The 16,876-nt window shown below is 58.9% G+C and carries 17 protein-coding genes; 2 read left to right on the top strand and 15 right to left on the bottom strand.

Annotated elements, in window-relative coordinates; genetic code table 11:
* Positions 1-2: 2 nt before the first annotated feature.
* From gntK to MOQ06_RS16590, 4 genes are all read right to left on the bottom strand, one after another.
* Positions 3-530, bottom strand: coding sequence for a gluconokinase (gntK, locus tag MOQ06_RS16575; RefSeq protein ID WP_242173999.1), 528 nt, complete (start codon positions 528-530; stop codon positions 3-5).
* Positions 531-656: 126 nt separating this feature from the next.
* Positions 657-1,652 (bottom strand): gluconate operon transcriptional repressor GntR, encoded by a 996-nt coding sequence (gene gntR, locus MOQ06_RS16580; protein ID WP_148420564.1) that lies wholly within the window; start codon positions 1,650-1,652, stop codon positions 657-659.
* A 91-nt stretch (positions 1,653-1,743) separates the two neighbouring features.
* On the bottom strand, positions 1,744-2,439 hold the full coding sequence (locus MOQ06_RS16585; RefSeq protein ID WP_242174001.1) for a pirin family protein: 696 nt from the start codon (positions 2,437-2,439) through the stop codon (positions 1,744-1,746).
* A gap of 123 nt (positions 2,440-2,562) precedes the next feature.
* Positions 2,563-3,600: an oxidoreductase gene (locus tag MOQ06_RS16590; protein WP_242174003.1), complete on the bottom strand. Its 1,038-nt coding sequence runs from the start codon at positions 3,598-3,600 to the stop codon at positions 2,563-2,565.
* Between the two features lie 309 nt (positions 3,601-3,909).
* Between MOQ06_RS16590 and yhhY the strand changes: the two genes are divergently transcribed.
* A complete protein-coding gene (gene yhhY, locus MOQ06_RS16595) occupies positions 3,910-4,398 on the top strand; it encodes an N-acetyltransferase (RefSeq protein ID WP_176609296.1) in 489 nt (162 codons plus the stop codon).
* Between the two features lie 88 nt (positions 4,399-4,486).
* On the opposite strand, the gene ggt is transcribed toward yhhY, so the two are convergent.
* Positions 4,487-6,232, bottom strand: coding sequence for a gamma-glutamyltransferase (ggt, locus tag MOQ06_RS16600; RefSeq protein ID WP_242174005.1), 1,746 nt, complete (start codon positions 6,230-6,232; stop codon positions 4,487-4,489).
* A gap of 122 nt (positions 6,233-6,354) precedes the next feature.
* Between ggt and MOQ06_RS16605 the strand changes: the two genes are divergently transcribed.
* On the top strand, positions 6,355-6,726 hold the full coding sequence (locus MOQ06_RS16605; RefSeq protein WP_148420560.1) for a DUF2756 family protein: 372 nt from the start codon (positions 6,355-6,357) through the stop codon (positions 6,724-6,726).
* Here MOQ06_RS16605 and ugpQ read toward each other — a convergent pair.
* The 10 genes from ugpQ to livK form a co-directional block, all read right to left on the bottom strand.
* On the bottom strand, positions 6,716-7,456 hold the full coding sequence (ugpQ, locus tag MOQ06_RS16610) for a glycerophosphodiester phosphodiesterase (RefSeq protein WP_242174007.1): 741 nt from the start codon (positions 7,454-7,456) through the stop codon (positions 6,716-6,718). The genes MOQ06_RS16605 and ugpQ overlap by 11 nt on opposite strands.
* Positions 7,453-8,523 (bottom strand): sn-glycerol-3-phosphate import ATP-binding protein UgpC, encoded by a 1,071-nt coding sequence (locus MOQ06_RS16615; RefSeq protein WP_242174009.1) that lies wholly within the window; start codon positions 8,521-8,523, stop codon positions 7,453-7,455. The genes ugpQ and MOQ06_RS16615 overlap by 4 nt, the downstream gene beginning before the upstream one ends.
* Before the next feature lies 1 nt (position 8,524).
* Complete coding sequence (ugpE, locus tag MOQ06_RS16620) at positions 8,525-9,370, bottom strand: sn-glycerol-3-phosphate ABC transporter permease UgpE (RefSeq protein WP_176609291.1); 846 nt, start codon at positions 9,368-9,370, stop codon at positions 8,525-8,527.
* Positions 9,367-10,254 (bottom strand): sn-glycerol-3-phosphate ABC transporter permease UgpA, encoded by an 888-nt coding sequence (gene ugpA, locus MOQ06_RS16625; protein ID WP_148420556.1) that lies wholly within the window; start codon positions 10,252-10,254, stop codon positions 9,367-9,369. Before ugpA ends, ugpE begins: the two co-directional genes overlap by 4 nt.
* Before the next feature lie 129 nt (positions 10,255-10,383).
* Complete coding sequence (gene ugpB / locus MOQ06_RS16630; RefSeq protein WP_242174011.1) at positions 10,384-11,700, bottom strand: sn-glycerol-3-phosphate ABC transporter substrate-binding protein UgpB; 1,317 nt, start codon at positions 11,698-11,700, stop codon at positions 10,384-10,386.
* A 268-nt stretch (positions 11,701-11,968) separates the two neighbouring features.
* Positions 11,969-12,682: a high-affinity branched-chain amino acid ABC transporter ATP-binding protein LivF gene (gene livF, locus MOQ06_RS16635; protein WP_023298801.1), complete on the bottom strand. Its 714-nt coding sequence runs from the start codon at positions 12,680-12,682 to the stop codon at positions 11,969-11,971.
* 1 nt (position 12,683) lies between these two features.
* A complete protein-coding gene (livG, locus tag MOQ06_RS16640) occupies positions 12,684-13,451 on the bottom strand; it encodes a high-affinity branched-chain amino acid ABC transporter ATP-binding protein LivG (RefSeq protein ID WP_148420554.1) in 768 nt (255 codons plus the stop codon).
* Entirely contained in the window at positions 13,448-14,725 is a 1,278-nt protein-coding gene (locus tag MOQ06_RS16645) for a high-affinity branched-chain amino acid ABC transporter permease LivM (protein ID WP_242174014.1), read from the bottom strand. The genes livG and MOQ06_RS16645 overlap by 4 nt, the downstream gene beginning before the upstream one ends.
* The gene (gene livH, locus MOQ06_RS16650; protein ID WP_242174016.1) at positions 14,722-15,648 is read right to left on the bottom strand and encodes a high-affinity branched-chain amino acid ABC transporter permease LivH; all 927 of its coding nucleotides are present in this window, start codon (positions 15,646-15,648) and stop codon (positions 14,722-14,724) included. The genes MOQ06_RS16645 and livH overlap by 4 nt, the downstream gene beginning before the upstream one ends.
* 46 nt (positions 15,649-15,694) lie before the next feature.
* Positions 15,695-16,804: a high-affinity branched-chain amino acid ABC transporter substrate-binding protein LivK gene (gene livK / locus MOQ06_RS16655; protein WP_148420551.1), complete on the bottom strand. Its 1,110-nt coding sequence runs from the start codon at positions 16,802-16,804 to the stop codon at positions 15,695-15,697.
* Positions 16,805-16,876 lie beyond the last annotated feature (72 nt).

Consider the following 16,876-nt stretch of genomic DNA (forward strand, 5'->3'; position numbering starts at 1 on the left):
ACTTATTGCCTTTTATTGATAACCTCGATGGTGCTGGCTACAACACCTTCCAGCGGCTGATCGATATCAACCACCAGGACATCCTGCTCGTCAGCACCCGGCTCCTGCAGCGCTTCGAACTGCGTCACCAGCATCTGGGTTTTGAAGAAGTGGCCCTTACGCGCCTTCAGACGGCTTTCAATTACCTCGAAATTACCCTTCAGATAGATGAAGGAGAGGTTCGGGTTGCCGTCGCGCAGCAGGTCGCGATAGGTTTTTTTCAGCGCGGAGCAGACGATCAGGGAAACTTTGTTGGTACGCTGCATCGCGAACGCGGCGTCATTCAGCGCCTGCAGCCACGGTTTGCGGTCGTCGTCGTTCAGCGGCTCGCCGGCAGCCATTTTGGTGATGTTGCTGCGCGGATGGAGGAAGTCGCCATCAAGAAACGCAGCCTGGAGTTGATGCGCCACTTCGCTCGCCACGGCAGATTTACCGCTACCGGACACGCCCATCAGGACGTAAACGTGGTGATCGTGATTAGTCGTGCTCAAAGGGTGTCCCTCAGTCAATTGTTACGGGTAACAGTTATCGGTAACATTGTCCTGCCGGGGCAAAAGAGAAGCAATATCCAAACGTGCGCGAAGTGAATAAGTGTGAGCTACTTCAAATTTGTCGGATTAAATAGATCCACCCGGTGACAAGGTGAAACCTAAATCTAACATTTTAGGGGTAACTGCCTCACCACGAATGCGCGCCAGCAGGCGTTCTGCACCGATGCGGCCCATGCGTTCACGCGGGGTCAGGACGCTCGCCAGGCGCGGCTCCATCACCTGACCAATGTCGTGGCCGTGGAAGCCGGCAATCGCCATATCGTCAGGGATCTTCAGCCCCAGACGCTGGCACTCAAACGCCGCGCCGACCGCAAGGTCATCGTTGGTACAGAAAATACCGTCCAGTTGCGGATACTCGCGTCGCGCCTGGCGCATCAGCTCAATACCCGAGGTGTAGGATGAGGATTGCTCCACCATCACGCTGTACGGGATCAAACCGGCGTCGAGCATCGCCTGCTCGTATCCTTTCTGTTTGATGATAGTACGTTCATCCAGACGTGCACCCAGATAAGCGATGTGCCGGTGGCCGCGGGCGATAATGGCCGCGGTCATCTGCCGCGCCGCTTCGAAGTTATCGAACCCAACGGCAATGTCGAGGCACGGCGACTGGCTGTCCATCAGCTCCACCACCGGAATGCCCGCCACTTCGATCATTTTCAGCGTGCGGGCAGTGTGGGTACGTTCCGTTAAAATCAGGCCATCGATGTTCCAGGAGAGCATCGATTCAAGACGTTCTTCCTCCAGTTCCGGCTTGTACCCATAGTGCGCGAGCATGGTCTGATAACCAAACGCATCGGTGACGCTTTCGATGCCACGCAGCACTTCGGCGAAAACCTGGTTAGTTAAGGAAGGAAGCAGGACGCCCACCGCACGGCTGGTCGCATTGGAGAGAATATCGGGTGCGCGGTTGGGGATATAACCCAGTTCATCAAGGGCTGCGGCAATCTTGCCACGCAACGCGACGGAAACCTGTTCCGGGTTACGTAAAAAGCGGCTGACCGTCATTTTGGTCACACCGACGCGATCGGCGACATCCTGAAGTACGGGGCGTTTCTTTTTCATCGTCCTGAGAAATCTTGAAGTGAGAGATTTGCTCAGTTTATCACGGACAAAGCTCAACCTTCCCCGTTTAAAGGGAAGGTTGAGAAATTATTTAGACCGGCGGCAGGTCAAACAGCAGGATTTCGCTTTCGCTGTCGGCATGCACGGAGAGCGCCTGCTCGTCCCAGATAGCCAGACCATCTGCGGTTGTGGCTTTGGTGCCGTTAATGGTCACTTCGCCCTTCACCACCTGGATCCACACGCGGCGGTTGGCGGCAATCTGGTGTACGGACTGTTCGTCTTTCGCCAGCGCCCAGCGGTACAACTCCATATCCTGATGCACCTTCAGGGAACCTTCACGCGCATCCGGAGAGAGCACCAGCTGTTTGCCCTGCTTCGCGTCGAAGCGGCGCTGCTCGTAGCGCGGCGTGATGCCGGTTTCTTCCGGAATGATCCAGATCTGATACAGGTGCAGTTTTTCCGTTTTGCTCGGGTTGTACTCGGAGTGACGCACCCCGGTGCCCGCGCTCATAATCTGGAACTCGCCCGCCGGAACCTGCTCTTTATTGCCCATGCTGTCCTGGTGCTCAACCGCCCCTTCCAGCACGTAGGTCAAAATTTCCATATCCTTGTGCGGGTGGGTACCGAAGCCCTGGCCTGCATCAATCACGTCATCGTTAATGACGCGCAGCGCGGAGAAGCCCATGAAGTTCGGGTCATAATAGTCGGCAAACGAGAATGAATGCCATGAGTCCAGCCAGCCATGATTTGCGTGACCACGTTCGTTTGCTTTGCGTAAGTAGATCATTGTTTTCACCCTCAGTTCGTTTCGATGGAGTAAGTGTGGACGCAAACCGTCTGGGATCATAGAGGGTGAAAATTGACTCCTCTGTTCAAAATTTGTGAACAAGTTCAGAGGAGCCGTTATTGCTTACCTGGCAAGGGTTATCGTGGCAGGAGAAGCCTGTTCGAAGGCGCGTTCAAGGATTTCCAGGTTGGTGAGAACGTCAGATTCCTTGACGTAATTCGGCGCGCCGTTGGTGAGGGTTTCATACAGCGCATCATAGACGCGGCCATAGTCACCGGCTTCGGGCTTCAGCTCTTCTCTGACCGTTACGCCCTCATCGTTCACATACTCGAGCACGCCTGCGGAATCGTCCGCGGCAAAACCCGGTTCGCCGGGCATGATATTGGCCTTCAGGCTGGTCTCCTGCTGGTCGATGCCGTACCTGATAAACGAGCCTCTGGTGCCGTGAACAATGAATTTCGGGTAGTCGATTTTCACAAGATGGCTGGTTTTGACGATGGCTTTCAGGTCACCGTAGAACAGCTGCGCCTCGAAGGTGTCGTCCGGGTTGGCTTTATTGCGCAGGCTGCGAATGTCGTACGCCACGTGGTCCGGTCGGCCAAACAGGGAAATGATCTGATCCATGGTGTGCACGCCAAGACCGTAGAAGGAACCGTCCTGCGGCAGGCCGGGTTTGGTTTCCGCCACCGGGCGGTAGTAATCGAAGTGGCTTTCGATTTCCACGATGTCGCCGAGCTTGCCGCTCTCTATCGCCTTTTTTGCCGTCAGGAAGCAGCTGTCAAAGCGGCGGTTCTGATACGGCGTGACGGTCAGCCCCTTGCTCTTCGCCAGCGCGAACAGTTCCTTCGCTTCGGCGATGGTCGGGGTGAACGGTTTTTCCACCAGCACGTTTTTGCCCGCCTCGAGCGCACGTTTCGCATAGTCGAAGTGGCTGTCGGCATGGGTGCAGACGATGACCAGTTTAACCTGCGGGTCGCCCAGTACCTCATCGAGATCGCTGGTGAAATGAATATGGGAATACTGCGGAGACTGCTCTTCCGGCTTCGCGCTGCGGCGGTAGATATGGGCAACGTGCCAGCTGTCTTTACGGTTGAGAACATACGGAAGGTGATAGCGGGTAGTGCTTTTACCAAATCCAATAAATGCGCAATGTAGAGTCATGGCTCAGTCCTTTTGGAAGGTTACTGGGTTTTACCATAGCGCATGTTTTGCCCTCACCCCAGCCCTCTCCCACGGGGAGAGGGAGAAAAAGGGCAAAAAAAAGCCAGCTAGAAGCTGGCTAAAGTAATACTGGAAGCAATGTGAGCAATGTCGTGCTTTCAGGTTACCGCAGAGGTCTTCCTGAACGCAGAGCAATAATAATCATTCTCATTCGCATTTGTCCAACACTTTTTGCAAAAAATAGCGATTGACTCGAAATTTAAAGTCATTGATGTTGGAAGGGACTTTTAACTGACCGAGGATGAAGGAATGAGTGAGATAGTGATACGCCACGCTGAACCGAAAGATTATGACGCCATTCGTCAGATCCACGCCCAGCCGGAGGTGTATCACAACACGCTACAGGTTCCTCATCCCTCAGAGCAGATGTGGCAGGAGCGGCTCGCCGACCAGCCGGGCATTAAACAGCTGGTCGCCTGTATCGACGGCACCGTTGCCGGACACCTGTGCCTTGCGGTTGCACCACGTCCGCGCCGCAGCCACGTTGCCGATTTTGGCATCAGCGTGGGCGCGCAGTGGCAAAACCGTGGCGTCGCCAGCGCCCTGATGCGCACCATGATCGATATGTGCGACAACTGGCTGCGCGTCGATCGCATTGAGCTGACGGTGTTTGTTGATAACGAACCGGCAATCGCGGTGTACAAAAAGCACGGTTTTGAGATTGAGGGGACCGGAAAGCGCTTTGCGCTGCGCAACGGTGAGTATGTGGACGCATATTATATGGCGCGGATGAAGTAACCCCTCTCCCCAAAGGGGCGAGGGAGAAAAGACCGCACCGTGCAATCCCCTCTCCCCTATGGGGAGAGGGTTAGGGTGAGGGGAGCCCTCAATATCCCGCCGTTAAATCATCCACCGAACGCGGGTCCGACGCACCAAACAGCGCCCCGTCCGGCCCGACCATAATGCTCTGGGTGCTGCCCATCGCCTCCTTCACCGCCACCTTCTGTCCGCGCTGCTCCAGCAGCTTCAGGGTATCCGGGCTAAAGCCCTTCTCCACGCGCAGTTCGTCCGGCAGCCACTGGTGGTGGAAGCGCGGCGCATTGGTCGCTTCCGCTACGTTCATGCCAAAATCAATGCTGTTTACCACCATTTGCAGCACGGTGGTGATAATACGGCTGCCGCCAGGACTGCCGGTTACCAGCCAGGTTTTCCTGTCTTTCACCACGATGGTGGGCGACATGGACGACAGCGGACGCTTCTTCGGCCCCACGGCGTTAGCGTCTCCGCCCACCAGTCCGTACACGTTCGGCACGCCCGGCTTGGCGGAGAAGTCATCCATCTCGTTATTCAGCAGAATACCGCTGTTGCCCGCCACAATCCCGGTCCCGAACGTGGTGTTGAGCGTATAGGTCACCGCTACCGCGTTACCGTCTTTATCCACCACCGAGAAGTGCGTGGTCTGGTTGCTTTCATACGGTGCCAGCTTGCCGGGGCGGATCTCGCTCGACGGCTTCGCCTTGTTGATGTCGATCCCATCGGCAATCGATTTGGCATAGGCTTTGTTGGTTAGCGCCTGCCAGGGCACCTTCACGAAGTCCGGGTCACCAAGGTATTCCGAGCGGTCCGCGTAGGCGCGTTTTTCCGCCTCGGCCATCACCTGCATGGCGTCCGCGCTGCCGAAGCCGAACTTGTGCATATCGAAGTTTTCAAGAATGTTGAGGATCTGCACGATGTGAATACCGCCGGACGACGGCGGCGGCATGGAGAACACCTCATACCCGCGATAGGTGCCGCTAATCGGCTCGCGCTCCACCGCCCTGTATTCCGCCAGATCCGCTTTGGTAATCAGCCCGCCGTTCTTTTGCATTTCACTGGCAATCTGGTCGGCTATCGCCCCTTTATAGAAGGCATCCGGGCCGTGCTCCGCAATGCGCTCCAGGCTGGTTGCCAGGTTCTTCTGCACCAGCCTGTCGCCCTTCTTCAGCGGCTCGCCGTCTTTCCAGAAAATAGCTTTGCTGTTTTCATGGTTCGGAATGACTTCGCTGCCGTAGGTTTTGAGATCGTCCGCCAGCGCGTCGTTGACCACGAAGCCGTCGCGCGCCAGCTTAATGGCAGGCTGGACCACCTTGTTCAGCGGCATGGTGCCGTATTTTTCCAGCGCCAGCGAGAAGCCCGCAACGGTGCCCGGCGTGCCGGACGCAAGGTGCGAGGTCAGGGATTTTTTGCTGTCAGGGTTGCCCTGTTCGTCGAGGAACATATCGCGCGTGGCCTGGCCGGGCGCCATTTCGCGGAAGTCGATGGCCGTGGTTTTGCCGTCTTTCGTGCGCAGCAGCATAAACCCGCCGCCGCCCAGATTCCCCGCCTGCGGGTGCGTTACGGCCAGCGCGTACCCTACCGCGACCGCCGCATCCACCGCGTTGCCCCCCTGCTTAAGAATATCAACGCCCACCTGCGTCGCCAGCGCGTCAACCGAGGCCACCATGCCGTGCGTCGCCCGCACGGGGTGGAAAACGTCCTCCTCCACGCCGTACGACACCGGAGGCGCGGCGGGCGGATTGGCCGCCACGGTAAATGTACCCCCTGCCATCAGCGCAGCGATGGCGACCCAGCGCAAAAAGGTTGGTTTCATCATTATTGTTCTCCAGGTGAAGGGGCCCATATTCCCCGCTTAAGCCTGGTTCACAACTCCTAAAAAATCATCGTTATGGTGGAATCGGAGTACACTTAAGAGAAGCCTCAAAGGAGGAGATAACCATGAAACGATTACCGATCCTGATCGCGCTGCTCCCGTTCGCCGCGCTCGCACAGCCGCTCAACACGCTGAACAACCCGAACCAGCCGGGCTACGTGATCCCGAGCCAGCAGCGCATGCAGACGGAGATGATGAGCCAGCAACAGCAGCAGAAAGGAATGCTCAATCAGCAGTTAAAAACGCAGACGCAGGTGCAGCAGCAGCACCTGCAAAGCCAGATGAACGCCAACACCCAGCGCGTCCAGCAGGGTCAGATGCGCGAGCAGCCGCTGCCCAATTCAAACGGCGGGATGTTAGGAGGCGGGATGTCGCAAAGCGGCGGTCAGCAGCATATGCTGCCGACCCAGCAGAACGGCAGCATGCTTAATAAGTAAAGTTCGGCCCGATCCGATCAATCGCATCGGTGCAGATGCTGTCCACGCCCCAGCGCAGCAGTTCGGCCGCGCGCTGGGGTTTGTTGACGGTATACACCAGAATGCGCAGACCGGCCGCCTTCAGCGCCGTCACGCGCGCCTCATCCAGCAGCTTGTGGTTGAGGTGGATCGACACGCAGCCTAAGCGGGTCGTCAGCTCGCGCCAGTCTTCGCGCCACTCGTCCAGCAGCAGCCCGCGGGGCAGCTCCGGCGCCGCTTCCTGTGCCGCTGCCAGCGCGTCAACGTCAAACGATGACAGCAGCGGCGCGGTCATCCCTTCCCACAGCTCGCGCGCGGCCAGCGCGATGACTTTGCCCGTCAGCGGCCCGGTGCCGGTGGTCGGTTTGATTTCGATATTGGCCATCATGCCGTGCTGACGACAGCGGTCCGCCACTTCCGCCAGCAGCGGCAGCGGCTCTCCCTTAAATTCGCTGCTGTACCAGCTTCCGGCGTCCACCTTCAGCAGATCGCGCCACGGCAGTTCACCCGCCACGCCCCACCCGTTGCTGGTGCGTTCAAGGTTGTCGTCATGCAGCAAAAATATTTCGCCGTCTTTCGACAGCTTGGCGTCAAACTCGATCATCGTGTGGCCGAAGCGTGCGCCAGCATCAATTGCCGCCAGGGTGTTTTCCGGCGCCAGCTTACCGCCGCCACGGTGGGCGACGATGCGGGGATAAGGCCAGTTGCTCATACTCGTTGTCCTGTTTCACCATCAAATAAGTGCAGGTGATTTTCCGGCATATGCAGCCACAGCGTGCTGCCTGCTTTCGGGCGCTCCTGATGCGGCAGACGCACCACCAGCTTTTGCTCGCCCCAGCGTCCGTGCGCCAGGTTGTCCGCGCCCAGCATCTCCAGCGTGTCCATCACCAGCGGCACGCCGCCCTCCGCCTGAGAGGTTAAACCAATATGCTCCGGGCGGATACCGAGCGTCATCTTACGCCCGGCGTAGCCACGATAGTACCAGTTGACGGGCAATGCCATCCCGCTTTCCAGTTCAAAGTGGGTTCCCGCACTATTGATTCGCCCGTCCAGCAGGTTCATCGCCGGGCTGCCGATAAAGCTCGCCACGAAGCGGCTGGCCGGCTTTTCGTAAACTTCTACCGGGGTGCCAATCTGTTCGGCAATGCCTTTGTTCATCACCATCACCCGCTGGGCAAGGGTCATGGCTTCAACCTGATCGTGGGTTACGTACAGGGAGGTGGTTTTCAGACGGCGGTGCAGCTGCTGCAGCTCCAGGCGCATCTGCACGCGCAGCTTGGCATCGAGGTTCGAGAGCGGTTCGTCGAACAGGAACACCGCCGGATCGCGCACGATGGCGCGCCCCATCGCCACGCGCTGGCGCTGGCCGCCGGAGAGCTCGCGCGGGCGGCGCTTGAGCAGGCCGTCCAGCTCCAGAATGCGCGCCGCCTCTTTCACCCGTGCCTCAATATGGCCTTTGCCCATCCCGCGAATTTTCAGCCCCCACGCCATGTTCTCCTCCACGCTCATGTGCGGATAGAGAGCGTAGTTCTGGAACACCATCGCGATGCCGCGATCTTTTGGCTCCATCTCGGTGACGCGCTGGCGGTCGATCCAGATATCGCCAGAAGTAACGCGTTCAAGCCCCGCCACCATGCGCAGCAGCGTCGATTTGCCGCAGCCGGACGGGCCGACCATCACGATAAATTCCCCGTCCGCCACGTCGAGGGTGAGCGGCTGAATGACCTGGGTTTTACCATCCCAGCTTTTGGTAACTGCCTGAAGTTTTAAACCTGCCATCTTATTTCTCACTGTCCACTAAACCACGCACAAACGCACGCTGCATGGCTAAAACGATAACGACCGGGGGGATAAGGGTGAGCAGCATCGCCGCCATCACCTGGTTCCAGAGGGTGGTGCCTTCGCCGGTGGCGATCATGCCCTTGATGCCCGCCACGGCGGTGCCGAGGTTGACGTCCTGAATAATCAGCAGCGGCCACAGGTACTGGTTCCAGCCGTAGATAAAGGTGATCACAAACAGCGCCGCGAGGTTGGTTTTCGACAGCGGCAGCACGATGTCGCGGAAAAAGCGCATCGGCGAGGCGCCGTCAATGCGCGCGGCCTCAATCAGCTCGTCCGGCAGGGTCATAAAGAACTGGCGGAACAGGAAGGTGGCGGTCGCGGAGGCCATCAGCGGCAGGGTTAAGCCCGCGTAGCTGTCGAGCATCTTCAGGTTGGCGATTACCTCTACCGTGGGAAAGATACGTACCTCCACCGGCAGCATCAGGGTGATAAAAATCATCCAGAAGAACAGGTTACGCAGCGGAAAGCGGAACCAGACGATGGCGAAGGCCGAGAGCATCGACACGGTAATTTTGCCCACCGTAATGCCGAACGCCATGATGAAGCTGTTGAGCATCATCAGCCAGAACGGCGCGCTGTTGGCGCCCACGCCCTGGGTCCAGATGGTCTTCATGTTCTCGAATAGGTGCGTGCCCGGAATCAGCGTCATCGGCGTGTCGAACACCGCCCTGGTGTCCAGCGTGGCGGCGACAAACGCCACGTACAGCGGGAACAGGATGACGAGAATGCCCAGAATCAGCATGGTATGGCTGAAAATCGTCAGCCCGCGACGGTTCTCAATCATTGGTAGCGCACCTTACTTTCAACATAGCGGAACTGCACCACCGTCAGGATGATGACGAGGAACATCAGCACCACCGACTGGGCGGCAGAAGCGGAGAGGTCAAGTCCGGCAAACCCTTCGCGGTAGATCTTATAGATAAGCGTCGTCGTCGCCTGTACCGGGCCGCCCGCGGTGGCCGCGTCGATCACCGGGAAGGTGTCGAAGAAGGCGTACACGAGGTTGACCACCAGCAGGAAGAAACTCACCGGGGCAATCAGCGGCAGCGACAGCCTGAAGAAGCGGCGGATCGGGCCTGCGCCGTCAATGGCGGCGGCCTCCACCAGCGAGCGCGGGATGGACTGCAGCGCGGCAAAGAAGAACAGGAAGTTATAGCTAATCTGCTTCCACACCGAGGCAAACACCACCAGGAACATCGCCTGACCGCTGTGCTGGGCGTGGTTCCAGTCGTAGCCCAGCTCTGCCAGAAAATGGGTGATCAACCCGCGGCCGGGGTTAAACAGGAAGATCCACAGCACGGCAGCCACGGCGGGGGCGACGGCATAAGGCAGCAGCATCAGCGTCTGGTACAGGCGGCTGCCGCGCACCACGTAATCCACCAGCGCGGCGAAAAACAGCGAGACGACAAGGCCGCTCACGGTGACCAGCGCGCTGAATTCGATCGTCGTCCAGAAGGAGTCAAGGTAGTAGCTGTCATGAAAAAGCGCGGTGAAGTTATCCAGCCCGACAAACTGGCTGGAAAGCCCGAACGGATCGACGCTTTGCACCGAGTACCACAGCGCTTCGCCCGCAGGCCAGATAAAGAAGATAACGGTGATGACCAGCTGCGGCGCGACCAGCAGGTACGGCAGCCAGCGGGAACGGAACACCGGACGGGATGATGACATAGGTTAGCTCAAGTAGGTTTTCGCCCCTCACCCCGGCCCTCTCCCCATAGGGGCGAGGGAGAAAAGACGGCTCCGTGCAGTCCCCTCTCCCCTATGGGGAGAGGGTTAGGGTGAGGGGTAAGGTTTTAATTAAGACTTCGTCGACTGCTCAAAGCGGCGCAGCAGCTGATTCCCGCGCTCTACCGCGGAATCCAGCGCCTGCTGTGGCGTTTTCTTCCCGGTCCACACGCTTTCCAGCTCTTCATCAACGATGGTGCGGATCTGCGGCATGTTGCCCAGACGCAGGCCCTTGGTGAACGGCAGCGGCGGCTTGTTCAGCATCTGGCGCGTCGCAATGTCCGCCCCCGGATTCTTGCTGTAGAAGCCCTGCTCGCGGGTCAGGTCATAGGCGGCTTTGGTGATCGGCAGATAGCCGGTTTTCTGGTGCCATTCGGCGGCGTTTTCCGGCTTCGCCAGGAAGTCGAGGAACTCGGCCACGCCCTTGTAGGTGCCGGCGTCTTTACCCTGCATCACCCACAGGCTTGCCCCGCCGATGATGGCGTTCTGCGGCGCGCCCTTCACGTCGGCGTCGTACGGCATCATGCCCACGCCGTAGTTGAATTTGGCGTAGTGACGGATATCGGCCAGCGAGCCGGAAGACGCGGTAGTAATCGCGCAGTCGCCGTTGTAGAACTTCTCGGTGGATTCATCCTTGCGCCCGAAGTAGCTGAAATCGCCCTTCTTGTTCAGGGCTTCAAGCAGCGCGATGTGCTTCACCTGCTCCGGCTTGTTGAACTCCAGTACCGCGTCGGTACCGTCGAAACCGTTGTTTTTGGTGGCAACCGGCAGGCCGTGCCAGGCGCTGAAGTTTTCAATCTGGATCCAGCCCTGCCAGCCGCTGGCGTAGCCGCACTTCATCCCCGCCGCTTTCAGCTTCGCGGTGTACTCCACCAGATCCTGCCAGGTTTTTGGCGGCTGCTCCGGATCTAAACCGGCTTTTTTAAAGGCGTCTTTGTTGTAGTACAGCACCGGGGTGGAGCTGTTAAACGGCTGCGACAGCAGGTGACCGGTTTTAGAATCGGTGTAATAGCCCGCCACGGTCGGCACGAACTGGGATTCATCAAAGCTGATACCCGCTTCTTTAAACACTTCGTACACCGGCTTGATGGCTTTGGAGGCCATCATGGTCGCGGTACCCACTTCATACACCTGTAACAACGCAGGTGCGTTACCGGTACGGAAGGCGGCAATGCCCGCGCTCAGGCTCTGCTCGTAGTTGCCTTTGTAGACCGGCACAATTTTGTAATCCGGATGGGTGTCGTTGAAACGCTGCGCCAGAGAATCCACCTCTTTACCCAACTCCCCTTCCATGGAATGCCAGAACGGAATGGTGGTCACAGCCATTGCGTTCGTCGCAAAAGCCAGACCGATTGCCAGACCCAAAGCCGTGTGTCGTAACGATGTCATTGTCATCTCTCTTATTGTGCCGGATGCGCGATATCACGCGTTTTGTGCTCGCGAGGTAACATGACATGCTCGAATGACAGAAAAATAACCGTTTGCTTACAGATAAATGACGGCAAAGCGTCAGGGGGATGATGGTTGTGTGAAGGGGGTTGGGGGGGTGGGGTGCGGTCTGGTGCCCTCACCCCGGCCCTCTCCCACGGGGAGAGGGAGAAAACCGATTAGTTCCCTCTCCCTTGAGGGAGAGGGTTAGGGTGAGGGGGAAACGCCATTATCCGCCTAAATACGCGCTACGCACCGCCTCGTTCGCCAGCAGCGCGTCGCCGGTATCGGAGAGCACCACGCGTCCGTTTTCCAGCACGTAGCCGCGGTCCGCGAGCTTCAGCGCCTGGTTGGCGTTCTGCTCGACGAGGAAAATGGTCATTCCCTCTTTGCGCAGCTGCTCGATGGTGTCGAAAATCTGCTGGATGATGATCGGCGCAAGGCCCAGCGACGGCTCGTCCAGCAGCAGCAGGCGCGGCTGGCTCATCAGCGCGCGGCCAATCGCCAGCATCTGCTGCTCGCCGCCGGACATGGTGCCCGCACGCTGAATGCGGCGCTCCCACAGGCGCGGGAAGAGTTCGTACACCCACTTGATGCGGGTCTGGTATTCATCGCGGTGAGCAAAGAAGCCGCCCATCGCCAGGTTCTCTTCCACCGTCATGCGGGAAAACACGCGACGCCCTTCCGGGACAATCGCCACCGCTTCGCGCATGATTTTGGCGGTCTGCCAGTCGGTAATGTCTTTGCCATCAAACACAATCCGCCCGCTGGTGGCGCGCGGGTCGCCGCACAGGGTGCCGAGCAGCGTGGTTTTACCCGCGCCGTTGGCCCCGATTAGCGTAACGATTTCGCCCTGATTGATGTGCAGGCTGACGTCGTGCAGCGCCTGGATCTTGCCGTAGTGCGCGTTGACCTTGTCGAACGTTAACATCGCTTTTTCCATCTTATGCCTCACCAAGGTATGCGCGGATCACGTCCGGGTTGTTGCGGATCTCTTCCGGCGTGCCGTTCGCCAGCGGTGTCCCCTGGTTCACCACGTAGATACGGTCCGAAATGCCCATCACCAGCTTCATGTCGTGCTCAATCAGCAGGATGGTGGTGTCGTGACGATCGCGCAGCTCGGCAATCAGCTCGTCCAGCTCTTTGGTCTCTTTCGGGTTAAGCCCCGCCGCCGGTTCGTCGAGCATCAGGATTTCCGGCTGCGTCACCATGCAGCGCACAATCTCCAGACGACGCTGATCGCCGTAGGCCAGGTTGCTCGCCTGCCGGTTGGCGTGCTGGAGCAGGCCGATGCGGTCAAGCCAGGTGGCGGCGCGATCCAGCGCTTCCTCCTGCGTGCGGCGAAATGCCGGGGTTTTCAGCAGGCCGGAGAAGAGGCCGGTTTTCAGCTGCTGGTGCTGTGCCACCAGCAGGTTCTCAATGACCGTCATCTCGCGGAACAGGCGCACGTGCTGGAAGGTACGCACCACGCCCATGCGGGCAATCTGCTGGCCCGGCAGCCCTTCAAGGTGCTGGTCGCGCAGCATGATGGTGCCGCCCGTCGGCTTGTAGAAGCCGGTAAGGCAGTTAAAGACCGTGGTTTTTCCCGCGCCGTTCGGGCCAATCAGGGAGACGATCTCTTTCTTGTACAGGTCCAGGTTGACGTTGTTGACCGCCAGCAGGCCGCCAAAACGCATCATCAGACCGTTAACGGATAATAATGGCTGACTCATGCCTGCTCTCCTTTCGCTTCCGCACTCTTAAGCTTCAGCTGTGGACGCGTCATCGGCAGCAGACCCTGCGGACGCCAGATCATCATCAGCACCATCAAACCGCCCAGCATCAGCATGCTGTATTCGTTAAAGTCGCGCATCAGCTCGCGCGAGACCACCAGCAGAATGGCCGCGAGGATAACGGCGAACTGCGAGCCCATCCCGCCGAGCACCACGATCGCCAGCACGAAGGCCGATTCGGCAAAGGTGAACGATTCCGGGCTAACGAAGCCCTGGCGCGCGGCAAATAGCGTCCCGGCAAAACCGGCAAACGCGGCGCTGATGGTGAACGCGGTCAGCTTGATACGGGTCGGGTTCAGGCCCAGAGAGCGGCAGGCGATCTCATCTTCGCGCAGCGCTTCCCACGCGCGGCCCAGCGGCATGCGCAGCAGACGGTTGATCACGAACAGGGTAATGACCACCAGCAGCAGCGCGACCAGATAGAGCCAGATCACGCGGTCGGACGGGTCGTACTTGATGCCAAAGAAGTTGCTGAAGGTATCCCAGCCGCCTTCGCGGGCGGTACGGCTGAACTCCAGGCCGAAGAAGGTCGGTTTCGGGATCTGGCTGATGCCGTTCGGGCCGCCGGTCACTTCGGTGTTGTTGAGCAGCAAGATACGGACGATTTCGCCGAAACCTAAGGTCACAATCGCCAGATAGTCACCGCGCAGGCGCAGTACCGGGAAGCCGAGCAGGAAGCCCGCCGCGGCGGAGACCAGCCCCGCCAGCGGCAGGCAGGTCCAGAAGCCGAGGCCGTAATAGTGGTTCAGCAGCGCAAAGGTGTAGGCGCCGATGGCGTAGAAGCCGCCGTAGCCCAGCACCAGCAGGCCAGACAGCCCCACCACGACGTTCAGACCGAGGCCGAGGATCACGTAAATCATGGTCAGCGTGGCGATGTCCACCGTGCCGCGCGACACCATAAACGGCCACGCCACGGCAGCCACCAGCAGCGCCACGAGGAACAGCTTCTGCTTCACGGTCGTACCGTCGATGGCCGGCAGTACGAACTTCGGCCCGGAGACGTTTTTCAGCGACTTCTGGAACGCCGGGCGCAGCAGCTGGAACAGGAACACCACGGCGGTGCCGATGAACACCCACTGCCAGCGGATGTCGGCGGCGGTATCCACCACCAGCTTAGTGCCCTCAAGCCCGAGCTGGACGCCCATAAAGACGCCCGCCAGCACGAAGAACATGGCGGCAGAGAGCAGCGCCATTGCAAAATGCATCGGTTTCATACTTTCTCTACCTCCGGACGGCCCAGAATACCGGTAGGCATTACCAGCAGAACCAGAATCAGCAGGGCAAACGACACCACGTCTTTATATTCGGTGCTCAGGTACGCCGAGGAGAGCGCTTCAGCCACGCCCAGGATCAGGCCGCCGATCATCGCCCCCGGAATGCTGCCGATACCGCCCAGTACCGCCGCGGTGAAGGCTTTCATGCCGGCCATAAAGCCAATGTACGGGTTAATCACGCCGTAGAACTGGCCGAGCAGTACGCCAGCGACTGCCGCCATCGCCGCGCCGATCACGAAGGTCAGGGCAATCACGCGGTCGGTATTGATCCCGAGCAGGCTCGCCATCTTCAGATCTTCCGCGCAGGCGCGGCAGGCGCGGCCCATGCGGGAGTAGCGGATGAAAATAGTCAGAGCCAGCATTGCCAGGAAGGTTACCACCCAGATAACCAGCTGCATGGTGGTGATAGAGGCAGAGAAGTTCTCGCTGGCCCCCACAATCCACTGGCCGTTAAACAGGCTTGGCAGCGCCACGTCGCGTGAGCCTTCGGTCAGGCTGACGTAGTTTTGCAGGAAGATCGACATACCAATCGCGGAGATCAGCGCAATCAGGCGCTTGGAGCTGCGCACCGGCCGGTAGGCCACCCGTTCGATACTCCAGCCGTAGGCGCTGGCGATCACAATCGCGCCGACAAACCCGGCGGCGACCAGCAGCCAGCTGCTGTCGATGCCCATCATCATCAGCGCGGCGATGATCATAAAGGAGACGTAGCTACCGATCATGTACACCTCGCCGTGGGCGAAGTTGATCATGCCGATAATGCCGTAAACCATCGTATAGCCGATGGCGATCAGGGCGTAGGTGCTTCCCAGCGTGACGCCGTTAAACATCTGCTGCATGAAATAGAGAAACTGCTCGGACATATGCAAACCTTTTTATACCCGCCCGGCGGTCCGGGCGGTGGGATAATTATTTGGCGGCCGAGGACGAACCGTCGGCGTGCCACTTAAAGACACCAAATTCAAATCCCTTCAGATCGCCTTTCTCATCCCAGTTCAGCGGCCCAATCACGGTGTTCGCCCCGTGTGCTTTTAAATCTTTCACCAGATCCAGCGGCTCTTTGCTGCCGGTACGATCCATTGCCGTTGCCAGCGACTGCACGGCGGCATAGGTGATCCAGACGTACGGACCGCTCGGATCTTTCTTCTGCGCCTTGAGCGCGTCCACGATAGCCTTATTCGCCGGATCCTGGTCATAGCGTTTTGGCATCGTGACCAGCATGCCTTCGGCAGAATCCCCCGCGATGTTCGACAGGGAGGCGTTGCCCACGCCCTCTGGCCCCATGAACTGGGTTTTCAGGCCGGTAGCGCGCGCCTGGCGCAGCATCTGGCCCATCTCCGGGTAGTAGCCGCCGTAGTAGACGAAGTCGATATTCTCTTTTTGCAGACGGGCGATCAGCGCGGAGAAGTCTTTCTCACCGGCGGTGATACCGTCGAAGAAGACGATGTTCGCGCCGCCTTTTTTCAGGCCGTCCTGCACGGAGCGCGCCAGGCCTTCACCGTACTGCTGTTTGTCGTGAATAATGGCAATACGCGCTGGCTTGACGGTCTCAAGGATATATTTCGCCGCGGTTGGCCCCTGGGAGGAGTCCAGACCGGCGGTACGCATGATGTGCTGATAGCCGCGCTGGGTCAGCTCCGGGTTGGTGGCGCCAGGAGTGATCATCAGGATGCCTTCGTCTTCATAGATGTCAGACGCAGGCTGGGTGGAGGATGAGCACAGGTGGCCGATGACGTACTGGATGCCGTCGTTAACGATTTTGTTGGCAACCGCGACGGCCTGTTTAGGATCGCACGCGTCGTCATACTCAACGCCCACCAGCTTGTCGCCTTTGATGCCGCCTTTGGCGTTGATGTCTTTAATAGCCTGACGCGCGCCGTTGAACTCCATATCACCCCACTGGGCGACAGGGCCGGACATCGCACCGACCACAGCAACTTTAATCTCTTCCGCCATCGCCGCCTGCGAAATCGACAGTGCAACTATCCCCGCGATTAACGTCTTCGCGTTCCTTTTCATCTCAGAATCCCCATTCGTGAAGTGATGTTTATATTTTGTTTTATTATGGTTAAAAAGCATTCTGTACTTTTA

The sequence above is a fragment of the Enterobacter sp. I4 genome (assembly GCF_022669095.1).
GTDB lineage: Bacteria > Pseudomonadota > Gammaproteobacteria > Enterobacterales > Enterobacteriaceae > Enterobacter > Enterobacter pasteurii.